The following is a 19842-nucleotide window of genomic DNA, read 5'->3' as shown; positions in this document are numbered from 1 at the left end:
CAGGTAATCCGGCCTTTCACCCATGGAATCGTCCAAAGCATCCGCGTTAGATGGATGGCATGAGCACTGACACGAACGCCAATACCGTCCTCGTCCTCGGGGCGACCGGCAAGACTGGAAGGCGGGTAGCCGCGCGGCTGCGCCTGCGTGGCACACCCATCAGGGCCGCCTCGCGGTCGAGCGACACCCCGTTCGACTGGTCCGATCCGCACACGTGGGACGCGGCCCTGCGGGATGCCGCGGCCGCCTACGTCGTCCCTCCCGGTACGCCCGGTCCCGTGCACGACTTCGTGGCTCGCGCAGAAGCGGCGGGGTTGCAGCGGCTGGTGCTGCTGTCCGGGCGCGGTGCCGACACCTGGGGCGACTCGTCGTTCGGCCTCGACATGCGGGACGCCGAGGACGCCGTGCGCGCGTCGTCACTGGAGTGGACGATCGTGCGTCCCAACAACTTCGACCAGAACTTCAGCGAGGAACTTTTCCACGCGCCGGTAGTGGCAGGCGAGCTGGCCCTTCCCGCAGGAGAGGTCCCCGAGCCGTTCATCGACGTCGAGGACGTGGCCGACGTGGCCGTCGCCGTGCTGACCAGCCCTGGCGACCACGGGGGACGCGTCCACGAGCTGTCCGGTCCACGATCCATCACCTTCGCAGAAGCGGTCGACGTCATCGCCCGCGCGACCGGACGGCCCATCACCTACAAGCAGGTCTCCCCCACTGAGTACGCCGCAGCACTGGTCGACGACGGCGTGGGCGAGGACGACGCCCACCACCTCGCCGACATGTACGTCCTGATGGAGCGCGGCGTGATCTCGGGGACGACGGACGGCGTCGAGGCCGTGCTCGGTCGCGCCCCCCGGACGTTCGAGGACTACGTGTTACGGACCGCAGCGATTGGAGCGTGGGACCGGTGAGCGCGTTGACCCGGGGCCAATCCCCCGTCGCTTCGCTCGCCCCGGACCAATCCCCCGTCGCTTCGCTCGCCCCGGCTGACCTCGAGTTCCTCCGCCGCCCCCTACACGGACTCCTCACCATGGCGGCCGGGCCGACGCCCCCACAACCGCGACCGGTGTGGTTCGAGGCCACCGATGACGGCACGGTCCAGTTGTTCACCGGCCCGGACACTCTCAAGGTACGACGAGCGCGTCGGGACCCGCGCGCGTCGCTCGTCGTCGCGGCACCGGTGGGTGAGCGTGAGCGCTGGGTGTCGGTGGCCGGACGCGTCACCGTGGAACCCGACGGCGGGCACGACCTGGCCACCCGCCTGGCCGCGCGCTACTGGGATCTCGACGACCCGGTCCGGGCCGACGACCTCGCCGCGATCCTCGCAGAGGAGCAGGTGCGGCTGGTCATCCACCCGGACGCGGTGAGTCGCTACGTCTACTGACCCGTCCGGTACGCGCCGCCGTCGATGTCGTCGATCAGCGTCGGGCCGGTCGGCGCCCATCCCAGAAGCCGTTGCGTCGCAGCGCTACTCGCCGCCATGCCGCTACTGAAGAAGCCGCCGATCCACCCGAAGTGCTCCCCGACGCGGTCGGTCGGCACGCTCGCGACGGGCAGGTCGAACGCCCGGCCGATGGCCTCGGCGATCGCCCGGGTGGGGACCCCCTCCTCGGCGACGGCGTGCAGGCGGGCACCGGCCGGTGCCTTCTCGAGGCCGAGTACGACCATGCGGGCGGCGTCGGCGACGTGGACGGCAGGCCACCGGTTGGCTCCCTCGCCGGGATAGCCGGATACACCTCGCTGGCGGGCGATCCCACACAGGGCCGCCACGAAGCCGTGGTCGCCGGTGCCGTGCGTGGTCGGCGAGAAGCGCACGGCCACGGACCGGACTCCCCGTCCTGCGAAGCCGAGTGCCAGGTTCTCCGTGCCGCCGCGCGGTGCGTCGGGGCCGTGGAACGGGGAGGCGTCGTCCTCAGTCGCGAGGTCGCCATCCTTCAGGCCGGCGAGACCGGACGCGAGGAGCAACGGCCGGTCGGTACCGGCGAGTGCGTCGCCGATGGCCGCGACCGCGCCCCGCTCGGCGGCGTTCGACGCCGCCATGTTCGCCCAGTCGTGCTTGTTGGCAAGGTGAATCGTGGCGTCGGCCGCGTCGGCACCTGCCCGTATGCCGTCGAGGTCGTCGAGGTCCCCCCGACGGACGCGGACCCCCTTGGCTTCGAGAGCCGCGGCGGAGTCATCTGAGCGGGCCAACCCGGTAATGGTGTGGCCCGAAGCCAGCAGGTCGTCGACCACTGCGCGACCGATCCAACCGGATGCTCCGGTCACGAAGACGTGCATGACGTGTCCCTTCGATTGCGATGTCAGTTACTGACGTGACCGTACACCCCGAAGTCAGTCACTGCCGTCACTACACTTCTGGACATGGTGCGATGGGTGCCCGGGACTCCGGATCGGCTGCAGCACGCCGCTCTGGAGTTGTTCGCCGCCCGCGGCTACGAGCAGACGACCGCCGCTGAGATCGCCCAGGCCGTGGGCCTCACCGAACGGACCTTCTTCCGCCACTTCAGCGACAAGCGCGAAGTGCTGTTCCACGGCCAGCAGTCGTTGACCGACGCGTTCGTGGCCGGCGTCGCCCAGGCACCGGAGGACGCGTCCCCGATCGAACTCGGTCGGAGCGCGCTACGTTCGGCGTCGGCCTTCTTCCCCGACGATCGCAGGCCGTACTCACGCATGCGCCAGTCCGTGATCGACGACAATCCTGCACTTCGGGAACGCGAGGCACACAAGCTCGTTCGCCTCGGACGCTCCCTCTTGGACGCCCTGACGGCACGTGGCGTCGACGACCTGACGGCGGACGTGGTGGCGCAACTCAGCGTCACGGCCTTCGGCATTGCGTTCGCCCGATGGATCAGAGCCGATGAGCACCGGTCGTTCGAGGACGTGGCGACAGACGTCGTGCGCCGGGTCGGCGACGTGGCCCGCCAGCTCGAGCCCTAGGCGCGCATCTCGGCAATCCGGGTGGATACTGCGTGCATGCCGATGTACGCGCGTCACACCCGCCCGGCGACGATCGGCGACCTCGCCGCCCACGTCCGCGAGAAGCTCACGGCCCACGCCGACTCCCGCCAGCTCATCCTGAACGACGTGCAGGCCTGGGTGACGCACAGCGAGAACCTGCCGTCGGGCTCGGGATTGGGGAAACTGCTGCGGCGCAAAGCGAATCCGTCGGATCCCGACGCCGAGCACGATACCGTCGTCGTGCTCCACCCGACCCACCTCCTCGTCGTGATCGACGGGGCCAAGCGCGGGACGTCGGTGCTGTCGCTGCCGCTGACGCAGGCCTCCGTCGTGTCCGGTACTGGCCTCGACGCCCGGCTGGGCACGGTGGCCGGCGAGACCGGTGGCTTCACGATCTCCGGCCTGGCCGGCGATTCGCCCGGCAGCTTCTACGTCGGACTCGGCACCGAACCCGCTGCCGCCGAATGCTTCTCGGCCGTCGCGTCGGCCATCACCGCGGCGAAGAACCCGGCCAAGCCCCGGTAGGCAGGCGGCGGGTTCCACGCAGCGTCGATGATATGGCTCAGCGGTTTTGGGCGGGTTCGGGAGGACAAGGGGCGCGTCTTTTCAGTGTCGCGCGACCGACTTTCAGCCCCTGCCGGTTCTTTGGAATCGTCACTCCCGAACCCGTCGTAGCAGCGAGCGTACGCCGGTGACCGGCGTCACACCAGCTTGTTTTCGCAGTCAAACGTGTCGTGGATGACAACGCATCACAGGACCACTGACGCAGCTACTTTCGGGTGGCCGCCGCGAGCTGGCGGTAGCCGACTACGTCAGCAGCCGAGGTACTTGGTCGCGTTGCTGACGATCTCGATCGCCACGGTCTCGCCGATCCCGAACTCACGATCCAGCATTCCACTCGCCGTAGCCGCGGGGTTGCCGGCGTCGATGATCGCGCACGCGCGATGTCCGGCTGCCAGCAATTCGTCTGCGGTCATGAAGCTGTAGCGTTCCTCGAGGCCGTGCAGGAAGGCTTGCGTGTCGGCGGAAGCCGGGGCGGCCAGCGCGAAGAGGCCTATCTGGCCTGCCGCGAACGCGCCAACCACGCATGCCGTTCCAGCCACGACGGACGGGTGGCTGGCTACCGCGCCGCCACGGCGCTGGCGCTGACGATCGAACATCCGATTACCCCCGATTGCGTTAGCTAGCAACGACTTTGCGACGAATCACCACTCGTCGCACTGCACGCATGCTAACGCGGCCGATGGCGTACCGCCGAATCTCGTCGGCCAGTCCCCTCCCAGAGGTGGTGCCGGCCGACCCACTGCGCCAAATGGCCGGTACCGGTCAAGGGTTTGCCAATGTCGAGCTGCCGAACCCAAGTCCGGGTCGTGACCGCCGTCTCGACCGATCAGACCGACGGCACGCCGACAACCGCGTGTCCTGCGTGTATGCCTCGACCATCGTCGAAGGACAGCGCTGCCCAGCGGGTCACGGACGGCCGAGACCGACGACATTCAGCGAACACGCGGAGCACGTGGAGCACGTGGAGCGATGAAAGCTCTACTGATCATTTGCCACACCCCTTATGGTGCTTGGGTGCCACAAATGGACCGCCGCAGCCTGATGATGATGATGACCGGAGCCGCCGCGCTGGGCGCCGCGCTCCCGGTACCGCTGGCGGGCGCAACGCCGCTGCGGCCTGCTCCTCCCATGGCGCCGCCGCCCGACGCCGCCGCCGGAGTGTCCTACCTCTTCCAGGACGAATTCGACGGGCCCGCCGGATCAGGCCCCGATCCATCCAAGTGGCTGGTGCAGAACTGGGACGACGGGGTGAATCCGCCACTGGCGGGCCACTACCGCGACGATCGCCGCAACGTGTTCATCGACGGCAATTCCAACCTCGTGCTGTGCGCGACGAAGGAAGGCGATCAGTACTTCAGCGGCAAGGTGCTCAGCCAGTTCCGCGGACAGATCAACACCACCTGGGAAGCACGCCTGCGATTCGACATGTTCCCCGGCCTGTGGCCCGCCTACTGGCTGGTGAACCAGGACCCGCTGCCCGACGGTGAGGTCGACATCGTCGAGTACTACGGCAACGAGAAGTGGGCTCCCGGCACCACCGTGCACGCCGCGTCGAACGGCAAGACGTGGGAGGGCAAGTCCATTCCCGAGTTGGTGGACCCCGGTTGGCACACCTGGCGAGTCCACTGGGGTACCGACGGCTTCAGCTTCTGGCGCGACTACGTCGACGGGGCAGAGCCCTACTTCACGGTGCCGCCCAACCCCATCCCGGTCCATGGCAATCCCAGCGACCTGCGCTGGCCGTTCGGCATCCCGGGTTACTGGATGCAGGCCGTGCTGAACGTCGCGGTGGGTGGAACCGGTGGCGGTGACCCCGCCCGCGCGCCGTACCCGTCGGTGATGCTCGTCGACTGGATCCGCGTCTGGTAGAGACGCGGGCGCGCCTTCGACCCCGTCCAGCGCTGGATCCGCTGGTCGTTGGGCTGTTCGGTGCCGCCATCAGTCTCATCGGGGCCGGACGGCCGTCGTTCTGGTACGACGAGGCAGCGACGATCTCCGCGGCCTACAGCCGGTCGGTCGCGCAGCTGTGGCAGATGCTCGGCGACGTCGACGCCGTTCACGGCCTCTACTACCTGTCGATGCACGGGTGGCTCCAGGTGTTTCCGGCCACCGAGTTCTGGTCGCGTGTGCCCAGCGGCCTCGCCGTCGGCGGCGCCGCCGCGGGAGTGGCGGTGCTGGGCAGGCAACTGTCGTCGCGTCAGGTGGGGCTGACCGCCGGGATCATCTGCGCCATCCTGCCGCGAGCGACGTGGGCGGGCATCGAGGCGCGGCCCTACGCGTTGTCGATGCTGTTCGCTGTGTGGCTCGCCGTCACGCTGGTCTGGGCGGCGCGGCGTGGTACCCCCTGGCCGTGGGCTGCATACGGCACGCTGCTGGCGCTGTCGATCCTGCTCGACGTCTACCTCGTCCTCCTGATCCCCGTACATGCCGTGTTCGTGCTGGCATTCCGACGGACGCGATCCGTCGCGGTGCCCTTCGGCGTCGTGTCGGCACTGGTGGCCGGGGCCGCAGCGCCGTTCGTCGCCGTGGTCGCAGGCCAGGCGCACCAGATCAGATGGATCACGTCGATCGGACGGAGCACGCTCGAAGACGTTGCGGTGCAACAATACTTCGATCGCAATCCCTATTTCGCCGCGCTCGCCGCGCTGTTCGTGGTCGCAGCCGCGGCGACTTGGCGATGGACATCCCGGCGACTGGAGACCGGTGACCGCGAGGTGGTGGTCCTGGCGCTGACGTGGCTGGCTATCCCCACCGCGGTGATCGTCGGGTGGTCGGCCGTTGCGGAGCCGCTCTACACGCCGCGCTATCTTTCCTTCACCGCTCCGGCGATGGCACTGCTGCTCGGCGTGTCCGTGGTCGCCGTGGCCCGCTCGGCATGGCTAGTGGCCGCCGTCGTCGCGGTTTTCGGCGTCGTGTCCGTGCACGGTTGGGCCGAGCTGCAGCGTGGTCCGTACGCCAAGTACGACATGGACTACAGCCAGGTGGCCGACCTCATCGGTGCGGAAGCCAGGGCGGGTGACTGCCTCCTGGTCGACGACACCGTCACCTTCCACCCCGCGCCGATGCGGCCGCTGCTGGCCGCGCGCCCCGATGCCTACGCCGCGCTGATCGACGTCAGCCTGTGGCAACGTGCGACGGATCTGCACGGGGTCTTCGACACCAACCTGATCCCCGAGGCGTCCGTGGGACCGCTTCAGCACTGCGGCACCGTGTGGGTGATCACCCAAGCCGACCCCGCCGCGCCGAAGGACGAAGCAGGCGTAGCCATTCCGCCAGGGCCGCTGTTCGGCGGGACCCGGACGTTCGCGGTGACTCACGACATGGGGTTCCGGCTCACCGAGCGGTGGCAGTACAGCTTGGCGCAGGTACTGAAGGCGACGCGCTAGGCCTCGGTGACGCGCCCGCCGTCGACGACCCAGGTCCGGTCCAGTCGCACGTTCTCGAGCATCCGCCGATCGTGGGTGACCAGCAGCAGCGCGCCGTCGTAGGAGTCCAGCGCTTGTTCGAGTTGCTCGATCGCGGGCAGGTCGAGATGGTTCGTCGGCTCGTCGAGGACCAGCACGTTGGTGCCACGTGCTTGCAGCAGCGCCAGACCGGCGCGGGTCCGTTCGCCGGGTGACAGTTCGTCGACGGTGCGTTCGACGTGGTCCGCGCGCAGGCCGAACTTCGCGAGCAGGGTCCGGACGTCGGCGGTCGTCCATGACGGCACGCGCTCCTCGAACCGGTCGACGAGTCGATCGGATCCCGTGAAATCGGCTCGCGCCTGGTCGATCTCGCCGATCGCCACGTTGGCGCCCAGACTCGCACGACCCTCGTCGGGCTCGCGGCGGCCGAGGAGGAGGCGCAGCAGCGTCGACTTCCCGGCCCCGTTGGGTCCGGTGATGCCGATCCGCTCGCCGGCATCGACCTGGAGTGACACCGGCCCGAGGACGAAGTCGCCCTGCCGCACGACGGCATCGTCGAGTGTCGCGACGACGGAACTGGATCGGGGCGCAGCTCCGATGGTCAACTCCAGCGTCCACTCCTTGCGGGGTTCGGCCACTTCCTCGAGGCGGGCGATCCGGCTCTCCATCTGGCGTACCTTCTGCGCCTGCTTCTCACTGGACTCGGTGGCCGCGCGTCGCCGGTTCTTGTCGTTGTCGGGAGCCTTGCGCATTGCGTTGCGGACGCCTTGGCTCGACCACTCCCGTTGCGTACGTGCGCGTGCGACGAGGTCGGCCTTCTTGTCGGCGAATTCCTCGTACTGCTCGCGCTTGTGCCTGCGACCCACCTCGCGCTCTTCGAGATAGCTCTCGTAGCCACCGCCGAAGACCGTGGTCGTGTTCTGCGCCAGGTCCAGCTCGAGGACGTGAGTCACGCTGCGAGCGAGGAACTCTCGATCATGGCTCACCAGTACGACGCCACCGCGGAGTTCGCGGACGAACTGCTCTAGCCGGGCGAGCCCGTCGAGGTCGAGATCGTTGGTCGGCTCGTCGAGCAGCACGACGTCGAAACGCGACGTCACCAGGGCCGCGAGTCCGACCCTGGCCGCCTGCCCACCCGACAGTGCGGTCATGAGCGTCGACTCCGGTCGTACCGACGTCGAATCGAGCCCCAGGTCCGCCAGTACCGCCGGCAGCCGCTCGTCGAGGTCGGCGGCGCCGGTTGCGAGCCAGTGGTCCAGCGCCGCGGAGTAGACGACGGCGGGATCGACGCCCGGGGGCGATCGGTCTGGTTCCGACAGCGCCGCCGCGGCTGCCTCCATGGCGTCGGTGGCATCGGCGCAGCCGGTGCGGCGGGCGACGTACGCCGCGACGGTCTCGCCCGGCACGCGTTCGTGTTCCTGCGGGAGCCACCCGACGAAGGCGTCGGCCGGCGCAAGGCTCACCACGCCGTCGAGCGGTTCCAGGTCCCCGGCCAGGATCCGCAGCAGTGTGCTCTTGCCTGCCCCGTTGGCGCCGACCACCCCGACCACGTCACCCGGCGCGACGGTCACGTCGAGACCCTCGAAGAGGGTGCGATGGGCGAATCCCCCTGCCAGGTTCTTCGCGACGAGCGTTGCGGTCATGGTTAGCCGACCACGGCGGCACCGCAGATGCCGCACACCTCGAAGGTGCGGCGCTTCCACCGCGCCACCGGGACGAAGAACAGCGAGAACTGCTTGAACTCCTGCATCCGCGCCCACTGCGTGGTGTTGTGACAGCGCGGGCAGGTCCGCACCTCCCCGGAGCCAAGGTGCTTCTGCTTGGTGCCGTAGCCGAAGAAGAGCAACATGGCTCCAGGGTAGGGGCGTTCCGTCAGCCCGCCTGCCGGCGGATCAGGTCGGCGGCCTTCTCGCCGATCATGATCACCGCGGCGTTGGTGTTGACCGGCGGGATCTTGGGCATGATCGACGCGTCGGCCACCCGGAGGCCGGACAGTCCGCGTACCCGCAGTTCCGGGTCGACCACGGCGTCGGTGCCCGTGCCCATCGCGCAGCTTCCCACCGGGTGGTAGTACGTGCTGGTGCCGCGTGCGACGAACGACCGCAACCCGGCTTCGTCGACCACGTCCGGCCCGGGGAGCACCTCGCGAGCACGCCACGGCGCGAACGGCGCGGTGCCCGCGATCCGACGCGCGACGTCCACCCCGTGCATCATCCGCAGCACGTCGGATTCGGTACCCAGGTAGTTCGGGTCGATCAGAGGTGCGGTCGACGGATCCGGTCCGGCGAGCCGGATCGAGCCACGCGCGTCGGGCACGATCGCCACCGCCAACGTGAAGCTGTTCGCGGGGGCGGACAGATTGGCGGGGTGGAACGGCACGTGAATGAACATCAGCTGCATGTCGGGACCTGGGAGCGAGTCGTCGCTGCGCCACAGCATCGACGTCTCGGCGTGATTCGTCCGACCCGCCGGGATCGGTTGCGCCGCTTCGTAGACCACCCCGCACAGCGCATGGTCGTGCAGGTTGCGGCCCACTCCGGGCAGGTCGTGCACCACGTCGACACCGACCGCTTCGAGTTCGGCAGCCGGCCCGATGCCGGACAGCAGCAGCAACCGCGGTGAGTCGACCGCACCTGCGCTGAGCACCACCTCGGTGTCGGCATACGCGGTCACGACCTCACCGCCGCGGTCGAAGTCTACTCCCACGCAACGGAACCCGTCGAAACGCAGCTTCAGCGCCCGGGAGTTGGTCGACACGGTCAGGTTGGCCCTGCTGCGGCCGAGCGGGTGCAGGTAGGCGGTCGCGACGCTCTGTCGGAGGCCGCCGGTTATCGCGAGGTCGTGCCACCCAGCGCCCTCGGCTCGGGCTCCGTTGAAGTCGTCGGTCAGCGGGAAGCCAGCTGCGGCAGCTCCGTCGACGAAGACCTGTGACAGTGGGTTCGCGTCCGCGTCTGCCGCACGGGCGGGACGCATCGGCCCATCGGTACCGCGGTAGCGCGGATCCCCTCCCACGACTGTCTCCATGCGACGGAAGTAAGGCAGCACGGCGTCGTAATCCCAGCCGGAACAACCCGACTTGGCCCATCCGTCGAAGTCGCTCGGGTGCCCGCGCAGATGCACCATCGCGTTGATGCTGCTGCTTCCACCCAGTGTGTGACCGCGTGGCCAGTCGTGGGCGAGGCCGCTCGTGCCGTGCTGCGGGACGGTCGAGTAGGAGTAATCGACTTCGGTGCCCCACAGCGACGGCCACGCAGGTGGTGCCGTGATCTCCGCCAGGGTGTCGGCCGGGCCGGATTCGAGCAGCAGAACCTGAACCGTGGGGTCTTCGGAGAGGCGCGCGGCGAGCACGCAGCCCGCCGATCCGGCGCCGATCACCACGTAGTCGTAGTGTCTGGATTCATTGTTTGACATCGTCTTTCACCGTTCTTCGTATCGTGTCGGGGTGTGTCTGGTGGCGTGCCGGTGCTCAGCCGGCGGTCGAGCGGGCGGCTTCGTCGATCAGGTCGGCGACGGCGCCGGGCTGGGAGACGGTGACGGCGTGTGACGCCTCGACCTCGACGGTCTTGGACCGCGCCCGCTCACCCATGAAGCGCATCGACTCAGCGGGAATGGCGAGATCCTGCGTGGTGACGAGGTTCCACGACGGGATGGTCTTCCATGCGGCCCGCGTGGCCGGCTCGTTGAGCGCAGCTTCGGTGATGGGTCGCTGCGTCGCCGCCATCAGATCGGCGACGTCCGCGGGCACGTCGGCAGCGAACACCCTTTGAAACTCCTCCTGCTTGACGTAGAGATCGTTCCCACTGCCACCGTTCGGCTGCGGGAACGGGACGGTCTCGAGGGCGGGGCCGAGCTGGGCACCAGGGAACTTGGCGGCGAGATCCGAGGTCGTCTCCCCATGGTCCAGAAGGAAACTGGCGACGTACACCAGTGCCTTGACGTTTGGCCTTCCGTCGGCCGCTTCGCTCATCACCGAACCGCCGTACGAATGGCCGGCAACCACGACCGGACCCCCGACGCTGTCGAGCACGCTGCGGACGTAGTCGGCGTCGCTGCGCAGTCCGCGCAGCGGGTTGGCGGCGGCGACCACCGGGTAACCGTCGGCCTCGAGGTTCGCGACCACGCCATTCCAGCTGGACGAGTCGGTGAATGCCCCGTGGACCAACACCACCGTGGGCTTGGCCGCGGGTGCGGGCCGTGCGGGCGTAGCACTCGCTGGGTCGCCGCTGCTGCATGCGGTGGCCAGCAGCGCCACCGTGGTGCCCGTGGTCAGTGCGGTCAGAACAGACTTGAACATTGGTCCCTCTCCAGTTCGGCCCGCCTTCCTGGCTGGCTCAGCGTGCACAACGCAATATATTGGATATTAATTTCGGGTATGCGCGGTATGCTGACCGCGGCTACGAACCCAGCGGCAGCAAGGAGCACGTGCGCATGACCATCCACGATTTCGAGCGTCATCCACTCACGTTCGGACCCAGCCCGGTCCATCCACTGCTCCGCTTGGGTCAGCACCTCGGTGGCGCCGAGATATGGGCCAAGCGCGAAGACGTCAATTCGGGACTGGCGTTCGGTGGCAACAAGACTCGTAAACTGGAGTACCTCGTACCGGACGCGCTGGCCCAGGGCGCGGACACGTTGGTCTCCATCGGCGGCGTGCAGTCCAACCACACTCGACAGGTGGCCGCAGTCGCCGCCAAGCTCGGGATGAAGGCGGTCTTGGTGCAGGAGAAGTGGGTGGACTGGCCCGACCCGGTCGCGGACAAGGTCGGCAACATCCTCCTATCCCGGATCATGGGCGCTGACGTCCGGCTCAATCCATCCGGGTTCGGCATCGAGTTCAAGGACAGCTGGCACGAGGCGATCGAGGACGTCGAGCGCGCAGGCGGGACGCCGTACGCCATTCCGGCCGGCGCCTCCGATCACCGACTGGGCGGTCTCGGCTTCGCGAATTGGGCGTATGAAGTGCAGCAGCAGGAAGAGGAACTCGGGACGTTCTTCGACACGATCGTGGTGTGCAGCGTGACAGGATCCACCCACGCGGGCATGATCGCCGGCTTCGCCGGTCAGCGCAGACCCCGCCGCGTCATCGGCATAGACGCCTCCGCCGAGCTCGACGCCACGCGCACTCAGGTCGAACGCATCGCTCGCAGCACCGCCGAACTCATCGGCCTGGGTCGCGACCTGCGCGACGACGAGATCACCGTGCTCGAGGGCTGGGCCGGCGAACGTTACGGCGTGCCAGTCGCTTCCACCATCGACGCCATCAGGCTGACCGCCAGCCTGGAGGGCGTCATCCTCGATCCGGTCTACGAGGGCAAGTCGATGGCAGCCCTCATCGATCTCGTCGGCTCGGGTGAGATCGATGCCGACTCCAAGGTCCTGTTCGCCCACCTGGGTGGTCAACCGGCCCTCAACGCCTACAGCGGAGTCTTCTGAGGGGTCTACAGCGCCTCGGCGTCGAGCAGAAGGGTCAGGGTCTCCCAGTTTCGTTGCACCGCTTCGGCTGCCGCTGCCGCATCGCCACGACGGCACAGGCTGATGATCCGCTTGTGCTGTGCGATCGACTGACGGCCGGTGAGCGATGAGAAGCGCAAGAACTCCAGACGCCGCAGTACCGGCGTCACCTGTTCGAGAACTCCGGGAATCACCTCGTTGCGGCTCGCGTCGACGGCAACCTGGTGGAATTCGTCGTCCGCTCGCATCGCTGATGCGGCGTCTGCCGCCGAGAACGCGGCGGTGAAGTCGTTGTTCGCCTCCACCATTGCCGTGATCTCGGACTTGCCCATCAACGGCACTGCGATGCGGACGGCAAGGGCGTGCATCGTCGCCGCCACGGCCTGCGCATCGAACACGGCCTTGCGCTCGATGGTCGACACGACCGTCGAGCGGCCGGGCAGGGTGTGGACCAACCCGGCCGCCTCGAGTCGAGCGAGAGCCTCCCGGATGGGAGTTCGGCTGATGCCCAGCCAGTTCTCGAGTTCCGGATCGCGCAGCTTCTCCCCGGGGGCCAACGTGCCACTGATGATGGCGTCCCGAAGCGATACGTAGGCCTGTTCCCGGAGAAGGGACCGTTTGTGTCTTCCCTGTTCGTCGGGCACCGGCATGCAAAATACGGTATCCGATGTCGGATCAGGGCTCGATGATCAGACGGCTGATCGAGTCGCCGTCGAGGGTGAATCGGTAGTGCAGATCCGCCACACCGCCGGGGAAGTCACCCTCGATGCGATGGAGCACGTCGACGTGCGAGGCATCGATGGTCGTGGCACCGATGAACTCGGTGGTGTACGTGAACTCGCTGCCCGCTCGGCCCAGCCAGTCCAAGATCTCGTCGTGGCCGCGGTAGGTCTCGCCCTCGTCCGTCACCGCGGCGTCTGGTGTGAGGGTCGTGATCGCCACGGCCACGTCGCGGCGCACGTGTGCATCGAGGTAGGTCGTGATCGTCGTGGGCAGGTCGTTCTGCGAGGTGCTGGTGCCCTCGCTCCAGTCAATCGTCGTCATGTCCCCACCGTGGGGCCTCCGGCAGGGGGAGGGTCAAGCGGTCGCGCTGGACGGGTTCGATACCGCGTTGAGATAGCGCTGGCGGCGACGAAGTGCGAGTAACCCCGACGCTGAGCGCTATCTCAACGCCGCAAGGCCGCGCCACCCCGCTAGCCCCCACTCGCATTGGCCGTCAGCGGCGACGACATCGTGCCGAATGTCGGCCAAGGTCGAGGCATGACGAGCCACCGCCCAGCAGACGTCCCCATTGGCATCGACGCCACGGGCATGCGTGTCGAATCGGACTCCATGGGCACCATCGACGTCCCGGCCGACAGATATTGGGGCGCCCAGACCCAGCGGTCCCTGATCCACTTCTCCATCGGCAACGACAAGATGCCGAAGGAGGTCTACCACGCCTACGGGTACGTGAAGAAGGCCGCGGCGCGCGTCAACGCCCGCGCCGGCCGGCTGCCGCAGTGGAAGGCCGACGTCATCGGTCAGGTCTGCGACGAAGTGATCGGCAAGGAGCTGGACGAGCACTTCCCGCTGTACGTCTTCCAGACCGGCTCGGGCACGCAGTCGAACATGAACGTCAACGAGGTCATCGGCAACCGCGCGGTCCAGCTTCTCGGCGGCGACGTGGGATCCAAGACGCCCATCCACCCCAACGACGACGTCAACATGGGCCAGTCCTCCAACGACACCTTCCCGACGGCCATGCACATCGCCGCCGTCCTCGAGATTCAGGACCGGCTGCTGCCCCGGGCGAACGACCTCCAGGAGGCGATCGCCACGACCGGCGCGACGTGGAACGACCTGGTGAAGATCGGCCGCACGCACCTCGAGGACGCCGTACCGCTGACGGTCGGCCAGGAGTGGTCCGGCTGGGCGGCCCAGCTCCGAACTGCCATCGACCGGGTCGACGCCTCGCAGGGTGAGCTGTACCGGCTGGCCGCGGGCGGTACCGCGGTCGGCACCGGCTTGAACGCGCCGCACGACTTCGGCCCGGAGATCGCCGCCGAGATCGCCGACCTCACCGGAAGGCCGTTCGTCACCGCCCCCAACAAGTTCGAGGCACTCGGCGGGCTGGACGCCATCGTCGCGGCGGGCGCGGCGCTGCGCGGGCTCGCCGTCACGCTGATGAAGATCGCCAACGACATCCGCTGGCTCGCCTCGGGACCGCGCGCGGGCCTCGCCGAACTCCGCCTGCCTGCCAACGAACCGGGCAGCTCGATCATGCCGGGCAAGGTCAACCCCACGCAGTGCGAGGCGATGGTCATGGTGTGCATTCAGGTGCTCGCCGACGACGCGGGTCTCGCGATCGCCGGTTCGCAGGGCAACTTCCAGCTCAACGCGATGCGGCCGATCATCATCAACGACTTCCTGCACTCCGCGCGCATCCTCGGCGACGCCTGCGAGAAGTTCCGCGAGTTCTGCATAGAGGGCATCGACGTGAACCGCACGCGGATCACCGACTTCGTCGACCGCTCACTGATGCTGGTGACGGCGCTGTCGCCGGTGATCGGGTACGACGCGGCGTCGGCGATCGCCCACGACGCCGACCGCACCGGCGGCACCCTGCGCGAGGCCGCGCTCGCATCGGGGAAGATCAGCGCCGAGGACTTCGACCGCATCGTCGTACCGGCCGACATGGTCGGACCGTTCTAGGAGCCAGAGTGAGCCAGCAGCGCGGCGCGACACCGGATCCGCTCGACACGGTGCTCGACGCCGCCGTCCTCCTGCAGGACAACGGCCAGTCCACCAGCACCACGCTGCTCGCGGTCGACAGGCTGAACTCCGGGCTCGGCGTGCGCAGCCGGCTGATCCCGTCGTGGGAGTCGCTGATCCTCGTCGGCGACCGACCGCGCGTCGCGGCCGTGACGCCGACGGCGATCAACATGCGACGCGTCGCCGCCGCGATGCGGGTGATCGACCGCGCCGAGGACGGTCCGCTCGACCTGGCGGACGTCTCGACCGGACTCTCCGCCGCCGCGACGCTGCCGCCGTCCCACGCCGGCGTCTTCGTGCTCGCCTGCGCCACCGGATCCGGCGCCCTGGCGGTCATCTTCGGCGCCGGCGACGTCCGCGCCGTCCTCCTGGCCGCGGCGAGTGCCACCGTCGGAGGGATCCTCCGGCGCACGCTCGGCAGGTTCGGCGTCGGCGTCCTGATCCAGGCCTTCGTCGCAGCGGTGGTGGCCGGTCTGGTCGGCGCGGCGGCGGTGCACCTGGACCTGGGCGCCGCGGCAGGCGTCGTCGCGCTGTGCCCCGCCATGATCCTGGTCCCCGGACCGCACGTCCTCAACGGCGCACTCGACCTGCTGTCGCTGCGAACGTCGCTCGGCATGGCCCGAATCGGCTTCGCGGCAATGGTTCTGGTGTCGATCGCACTCGGCCTGGTGGTCGGCCTGCACGCGGGTGGTCAGGCGCTGCCGGTCACCGGCACCACGGCCGCGGTTCCCCTGCACTTCGACGTGCTGGCCGCCGCGGTCGCCGCAGCGTCCTACTCGATCTACTTCTCGATGCCGTACCGCATGATCGGGTGGCCGGTGCTCGCCGGGATGGCCGCCCACGGCGTGCACTGGTGGGCCCTGAGCGTGGTGGGGACGAGCCTCGCCACCGCGGCGCTGCTGGCGTGCCTGCTGGTGGGGATTCTGCTGGTCCCGCTGTCGCACGTCCTGAGGATGCCGTTCGCCGCCATCGGATTCGCCGCCGTCGTGTCACTGGTTCCCGGCATGTTCGTGTTCCGCATGCTCAGCGGAGTGATGCAGCTGCCGGGCAACGCCTCGGCGCAGGTGCTGACCGCGACGGCCTCCGACGGCGCGGTGGCCGTCACGGTCACGGCCGCCATGGCGATCGGATTGGTGGTGCCGATGCGCCTGCGCGACACCTTGATTCAGGCAAACACCACGAGCCCACGACCGACCAACCAGGGATCGAGACGATGATTCGAGCGTTCCGGCTTTACACCGGCCCTGATGGCAACTCGCACGTCGAGCGCGGCAGCATCGCCACCGGTGCGCTGGTGGGTGCCGAGTCCATCGAGTTCAAGGAGACCGCACCGCACTCTGCGTTCGACTGGCACAACGATCCGATCCCGCAGTACGTGATCACGTTGTCCGGCGTCCTCGAGTTCTCGACCGTGGGCGGCGAGACGTTCAGGATCAGCCCCGGTGACGTCCTGCTCGCCGTCGACCACACCGGAACCGGCCACGAATGGCGGTTGGTCGACGATCAGCCGTGGAAGCGCGCCTACGTGGTGTTCACGACCGGCGCCGACACCCACTTCGTCCCGGACGTGCCATCGGACTCCTAGCGGGCCACTCCGCTGAAATCGCCTCGCGCCGCGTAGCGCTGCGCCAGAGTTGTGTCATGACCGACAAGGACAGGCCTCAGCCAAGCGATCTCCGCGCCGCTGCTCAAGCGGCGGCCCAGGCTGCACAGGATCTGGCCAGCGGGGCGCTGCGCGTCCCCACGGCCTCGGCGCAGATCGTCGCGCAACTACCCGGGCTCGTCGAGAACCTGGCAGCAGCGACCGAGCGGCTCAACACCAATCTCGACAGGCTCGAGCGTTATATGTCGCTGGCCGACCCGACCTTCGAGGCAATCGACCGGTTGCTGCCACAACTGGAGGCGATCGTGGCGCGCGGTGATCAAGCCGTCAGGGCGGTGCAGAACCTGCCTGGCGTCGGCACCATTGGCCGGATCACGGGACTGAGCCCCGATGCCGGTGCGGCGGCGCCGGATTCGGGCAAGTCGTCGAAGCGCCGTACCGATCCGCGACGCCGCAAGGACTGACCTCGGCGAAGGACCGTCAGCTCAACTGGTCGCCGAAGAACGCGAGTATCCGCTGCCACGCGTCGTCGGCCTGCGGTGCGGAGTGGTGCAGTCCGGCGATCCGCTCGACGACGTGCAGCGGCGACGGCGTCTTCCACTCGTTCATGAAGCTGTGGCCGACGCCCGGGTACTCCTTGATGTCCCGGGTGACGCCACTGGGAGCCAGGCCTTCTTCGAGCTTGGCGGCAGCGCCCGGCAGCAGCCGGTCATCGGCGCCGTAACTCGCGACGATGGGGCACGAACGCTTCGGCACCCCGGTGGCCGGCGGGAACGGTCCGTAGTTCGGTGCGGTTGCGTCGAACACGCCGCGGTCGGCCAGCAGCAGGCAGAATCCGCCGCCCATGCAGAACCCCGCCGATCCGACCTTGCCGTTCGTTCTCTCGTCGTTCCGCAGCGCCTCCGCAGCGGCGACGATGTCGTCGACGGCGGACCCGGACCCGGTGGCCAGGGCGCGGAACGCGCTGACGATGCAGAGCGGTTTGGGCCCGCGCTGGAAGAGCGCTGGCGCGAACGCCAGGTAGCCGTTGGCTGCGAAGCGGTCGGTGATCCGGCGGATGTCGTCGTTGAGTCCGAACACCTCGTGGAGCACGACGACCGCGGGCCACGGACCGGCCCCGGTCGGCACGGCGAGGTAGCCCGGCAGGTGACCGTCGGGCGTGGGGAGTCCGGCATCAACCATGGGCCTCCGGTACCCGCTTCCGAGGTACGCGAAGCACTCGGCGATACGGATGTGGTTCGTCGGCCGTGCGTGGGGCAATAGAGACGAGATGGACGAACGGCTCCCCGACCCTCCCACCGCCGCAACGCTCGGTCGGGTCCTGCGACTGCTGGAACCGGCGCGCAGGCTCGTCAACCCGAAGGTCTACGGCGTGGACGACCTGCCCGAGCGCGGCGCGCTGCTGGTCGGCAATCACACGTTGCTCGGCCTGCTCGACGCTCCGCTGCTGTGCGCCGAGCTGTGGGAGCGAGGAGTCCGGGTGCGCGTCCTCGGCAATCACGCGCACTTCAAGTTGCCGCGGTGGCGGGATCTGTTGACGTCCGTCGGCGTCGTGCCCGGCACGCCGGAGACGGCGGACGCGCTCATGAGTCGAGGCGAGACGGTGCTCGTCTTCCCAGGTGGCGGCCGAGAAGTGGCCAAGCGCAAAGGCGAGAAGTACCAACTCATTTGGGAGAACCGCATGGGCTTCGCCCGGCTCGCGGTCAAGCACGGCTATCCCATCGTTCCGTTCGCCACGGTGGGGGCCGAGGACTCGCTCGACGTGGTCCTCGACAACGACAGTCCGTTGCTCGCGCCCGCACGGCGACTCTTCGAGAGGGCCTCCGGGAGCCCGGACCTGTTCCCGCTCGTCCGGGGCATCGGGCCGACACCGATCCCCCGACCCGAGCGGCAGTACTACTGGTTCGGTGCACCCATCGACAAGACCGACGTGGCGGGTACCGACGACCGCGCGGTGCGCCGGATTCGCGACCAGACGAAGGCGGCGATCGAGCAAGGCATCGAGTTCCTGCTCGAAGAGCAGCGAACAGATCCGCAACGGTCCGTCGTCAAGCGGCTGACGGGCCCGGAGCGGCGGCGCTAGCAGCGGGGCCTAGCGACCCGCGTTGCGCGCGAGGTTGACTACGTACTGGTTGACGAAGGTGCCCGCTGGAGGATCGCCCTTGTCGCAGGTGCCATCGGATTCGCCCGGGCGCTTCACCCACAGGTAGGCGTCGGCGTGCGGTCCTGCCGTGGCGGCGGTGGGAGCCACGCCCAGGGCGCGGCCGCTCGGGTTGCACCAGTCGAGCGGCGCGGCGGGCGCGGGGCCGGCGCCGTTGCGCGAGGTGTCGATCACGTAGTGCGAACCGTTGGTGAGTCCCGAGATCGCCTCGCCGTAGCCGATCTCGTCTTCGGTGGTGAAGAAGTTGGCGGTGTTGAGGCTGAATCCGCGAGCACGTGCCACCCCGGCCTGGTTGAGGCGGTTGGCCATCTCCTCGGGGCTGTGCCACTTCAGGTGCCCGGCGTCGACGTAGACGGCGGTGGCCGGGTTGCGGGTCAGGCTGTCGACGGCGTAGTTGATCAGGTCGAACCGTTCTTGGCGCTGACCGCCCGACAGGCAGTCGGCCATGGCGAGCGCATCGGGTTCGAGGATGACCGCAGCGGGCCCGGCGCCCAAGTCGCCGGCGATGCCGTCGATCCACTGGCGGTACTGATCGCCCGACCCCATCCCGCCCGCAGCGAAGCTGCCACAGTCACGGTGCGGGATGCCATAGATCGCGAACACCGGCAGTGCGCCTGCGGCCTGCGCGGCAGCGGTGTAGCCGGCGACCGTCGACGCCGACGAGCCGGGGACGACCCAGTACGCCTGCGGCGTGTTGGCGACGGCAGTCAACTCCGGGATCGGCGGGTTCGCAGCGTTCGCAGCCCGCATGGCCGCGGACGAGGGGTTGACGTAGAAGGGCTTGCCGGCCAACGGGTTGACCTCGTCGGCGAGGCGCACCGACGGCGCAGGGCCCGTATGCCCCTGGCTGTCGACGAAACCCACGGATGCGACGGCCGCGACCGTGAAGAGCGGGACGATCCACCGTGCGACTGCGCTGAGCGCTGAGGACATCACCCCACGGAAATTAG

At 68.6% G+C, this 19842-nt stretch carries 22 protein-coding genes; 12 read left to right on the top strand and 10 right to left on the bottom strand.

The features are described 5' to 3' along the window. Positions 1 to 59: 59 nt before the first annotated feature. Both LOK44_RS15810 and LOK44_RS15805 read left to right on the top strand, forming a co-directional pair. Positions 60 to 908, top strand: coding sequence for an NAD(P)H-binding protein (locus LOK44_RS15810; RefSeq protein WP_237570991.1), 849 nt, complete (start codon positions 60 to 62; stop codon positions 906 to 908). Between the two features lie 5 nt (positions 909 to 913). Further along, on the top strand, positions 914 to 1381 hold the full coding sequence (locus tag LOK44_RS15805) for a pyridoxamine 5'-phosphate oxidase family protein (RefSeq protein ID WP_237571196.1): 468 nt from the start codon (positions 914 to 916) through the stop codon (positions 1379 to 1381). Here LOK44_RS15805 and LOK44_RS15800 read toward each other — a convergent pair. Continuing rightward, a complete protein-coding gene (locus tag LOK44_RS15800) occupies positions 1375 to 2274 on the bottom strand; it encodes an SDR family oxidoreductase (protein WP_237570990.1) in 900 nt (299 codons plus the stop codon). The two genes, LOK44_RS15805 and LOK44_RS15800, sit on opposite strands and share 7 nt — an antisense overlap. Positions 2275 to 2358: 84 nt before the next feature. Here LOK44_RS15800 and LOK44_RS15795 point away from each other — a divergent pair, with 84 nt between their 5' ends. Together LOK44_RS15795 and LOK44_RS15790 are read left to right on the top strand one after the other, a co-directional pair. After that, entirely contained in the window at positions 2359 to 2934 is a 576-nt protein-coding gene (locus LOK44_RS15795; RefSeq protein ID WP_237570989.1) for a TetR/AcrR family transcriptional regulator, read from the top strand. A 36-nt stretch (positions 2935 to 2970) separates the two neighbouring features. Next, positions 2971 to 3480, top strand: a complete 510-nt coding sequence (locus tag LOK44_RS15790) for a hypothetical protein (protein WP_237570988.1) — start codon at positions 2971 to 2973, stop codon at positions 3478 to 3480. A 287-nt stretch (positions 3481 to 3767) separates the two neighbouring features. On the opposite strand, the gene LOK44_RS15785 is transcribed toward LOK44_RS15790, so the two are convergent. Further along, complete coding sequence (locus tag LOK44_RS15785; protein WP_237570987.1) at positions 3768 to 4115, bottom strand: DUF732 domain-containing protein; 348 nt, start codon at positions 4113 to 4115, stop codon at positions 3768 to 3770. A gap of 427 nt (positions 4116 to 4542) precedes the next feature. Here LOK44_RS15785 and LOK44_RS15780 point away from each other — a divergent pair, with 427 nt between their 5' ends. Beyond that, positions 4543 to 5388: a glycoside hydrolase family 16 protein gene (locus tag LOK44_RS15780; RefSeq protein ID WP_237571195.1), complete on the top strand. Its 846-nt coding sequence runs from the start codon at positions 4543 to 4545 to the stop codon at positions 5386 to 5388. Positions 5389 to 5552: 164 nt separating this feature from the next. After that, positions 5553 to 6905 (top strand): glycosyltransferase family 39 protein, encoded by a 1353-nt coding sequence (locus LOK44_RS15775; protein WP_237570986.1) that lies wholly within the window; start codon positions 5553 to 5555, stop codon positions 6903 to 6905. Here the strand turns inward: LOK44_RS15775 and LOK44_RS15770 are convergent. From LOK44_RS15770 to LOK44_RS15755, 4 genes are read right to left on the bottom strand one after another with little or no spacing between them, the layout of a single operon-like run. After that, on the bottom strand, positions 6902 to 8566 hold the full coding sequence (locus LOK44_RS15770) for an ABC-F family ATP-binding cassette domain-containing protein (protein ID WP_237570985.1): 1665 nt from the start codon (positions 8564 to 8566) through the stop codon (positions 6902 to 6904). The two genes, LOK44_RS15775 and LOK44_RS15770, sit on opposite strands and share 4 nt — an antisense overlap. Before the next feature lie 2 nt (positions 8567 to 8568). Further along, complete coding sequence (locus LOK44_RS15765) at positions 8569 to 8772, bottom strand: zinc-ribbon domain-containing protein (protein ID WP_237570984.1); 204 nt, start codon at positions 8770 to 8772, stop codon at positions 8569 to 8571. 23 nt (positions 8773 to 8795) lie between these two features. After that, on the bottom strand, positions 8796 to 10334 hold the full coding sequence (locus LOK44_RS15760; RefSeq protein ID WP_237570983.1) for a GMC family oxidoreductase: 1539 nt from the start codon (positions 10332 to 10334) through the stop codon (positions 8796 to 8798). A 55-nt stretch (positions 10335 to 10389) separates the two neighbouring features. Next, positions 10390 to 11217 (bottom strand): alpha/beta fold hydrolase, encoded by an 828-nt coding sequence (locus LOK44_RS15755; RefSeq protein ID WP_237570982.1) that lies wholly within the window; start codon positions 11215 to 11217, stop codon positions 10390 to 10392. A 134-nt stretch (positions 11218 to 11351) separates the two neighbouring features. On the opposite strand from LOK44_RS15755, the gene LOK44_RS15750 reads away from it, so the two are divergent. After that, positions 11352 to 12356: a 1-aminocyclopropane-1-carboxylate deaminase gene (locus LOK44_RS15750; RefSeq protein WP_237570981.1), complete on the top strand. Its 1005-nt coding sequence runs from the start codon at positions 11352 to 11354 to the stop codon at positions 12354 to 12356. Positions 12357 to 12361: 5 nt separating this feature from the next. On the opposite strand, the gene LOK44_RS15745 is transcribed toward LOK44_RS15750, so the two are convergent. Together LOK44_RS15745 and LOK44_RS15740 are read right to left on the bottom strand one after the other, a co-directional pair. Next, the gene (locus tag LOK44_RS15745) at positions 12362 to 13024 is read right to left on the bottom strand and encodes a GntR family transcriptional regulator (protein ID WP_237570980.1); all 663 of its coding nucleotides are present in this window, start codon (positions 13022 to 13024) and stop codon (positions 12362 to 12364) included. A 25-nt stretch (positions 13025 to 13049) separates the two neighbouring features. Next, positions 13050 to 13418, bottom strand: a complete 369-nt coding sequence (locus tag LOK44_RS15740) for a nuclear transport factor 2-like protein (protein ID WP_237570979.1) — start codon at positions 13416 to 13418, stop codon at positions 13050 to 13052. A gap of 216 nt (positions 13419 to 13634) precedes the next feature. On the opposite strand from LOK44_RS15740, the gene fumC reads away from it, so the two are divergent. Genes fumC through LOK44_RS15720 form a run of 4 tightly spaced genes read left to right on the top strand, consistent with a single transcriptional unit; the run spans position 13635 to position 17195 of the window. After that, positions 13635 to 15068 (top strand): class II fumarate hydratase, encoded by a 1434-nt coding sequence (gene fumC, locus LOK44_RS15735; RefSeq protein ID WP_237570978.1) that lies wholly within the window; start codon positions 13635 to 13637, stop codon positions 15066 to 15068. A gap of 8 nt (positions 15069 to 15076) precedes the next feature. Beyond that, positions 15077 to 16345, top strand: coding sequence for a threonine/serine exporter family protein (locus LOK44_RS29980; protein ID WP_237570977.1), 1269 nt, complete (start codon positions 15077 to 15079; stop codon positions 16343 to 16345). After that, positions 16342 to 16713: a cupin domain-containing protein gene (locus LOK44_RS15725; protein WP_237570976.1), complete on the top strand. Its 372-nt coding sequence runs from the start codon at positions 16342 to 16344 to the stop codon at positions 16711 to 16713. The genes LOK44_RS29980 and LOK44_RS15725 overlap by 4 nt, the downstream gene beginning before the upstream one ends. A 56-nt stretch (positions 16714 to 16769) precedes the next feature. Further along, positions 16770 to 17195 carry a hypothetical protein gene (locus LOK44_RS15720; protein WP_237570975.1) on the top strand — a complete coding sequence of 142 codons (426 nt, stop codon included), beginning with the start codon at positions 16770 to 16772 and terminating at the stop codon, positions 17193 to 17195. A gap of 16 nt (positions 17196 to 17211) precedes the next feature. On the opposite strand, the gene LOK44_RS15715 is transcribed toward LOK44_RS15720, so the two are convergent. Further along, positions 17212 to 17913 (bottom strand): dienelactone hydrolase family protein, encoded by a 702-nt coding sequence (locus LOK44_RS15715; protein ID WP_237570974.1) that lies wholly within the window; start codon positions 17911 to 17913, stop codon positions 17212 to 17214. Between the two features lie 88 nt (positions 17914 to 18001). Between LOK44_RS15715 and LOK44_RS15710 the strand changes: the two genes are divergently transcribed. Then, positions 18002 to 18814 (top strand): lysophospholipid acyltransferase family protein, encoded by an 813-nt coding sequence (locus tag LOK44_RS15710; protein WP_237570973.1) that lies wholly within the window; start codon positions 18002 to 18004, stop codon positions 18812 to 18814. Positions 18815 to 18823: 9 nt separating this feature from the next. Here the strand turns inward: LOK44_RS15710 and LOK44_RS15705 are convergent, their stop codons facing one another. Beyond that, the gene (locus LOK44_RS15705) at positions 18824 to 19825 is read right to left on the bottom strand and encodes a glycoside hydrolase family 6 protein (RefSeq protein WP_237570972.1); all 1002 of its coding nucleotides are present in this window, start codon (positions 19823 to 19825) and stop codon (positions 18824 to 18826) included. Between the last annotated feature and the right edge of the window lie 17 nt (positions 19826 to 19842).

It is taken from the genome of Mycolicibacterium lacusdiani (assembly GCF_021916785.1).
In the GTDB taxonomy this organism is placed as follows: domain Bacteria; phylum Actinomycetota; class Actinomycetes; order Mycobacteriales; family Mycobacteriaceae; genus Mycobacterium; species Mycobacterium lacusdiani.
This window is presented reverse-complemented; position numbering and strand designations above follow the sequence as displayed.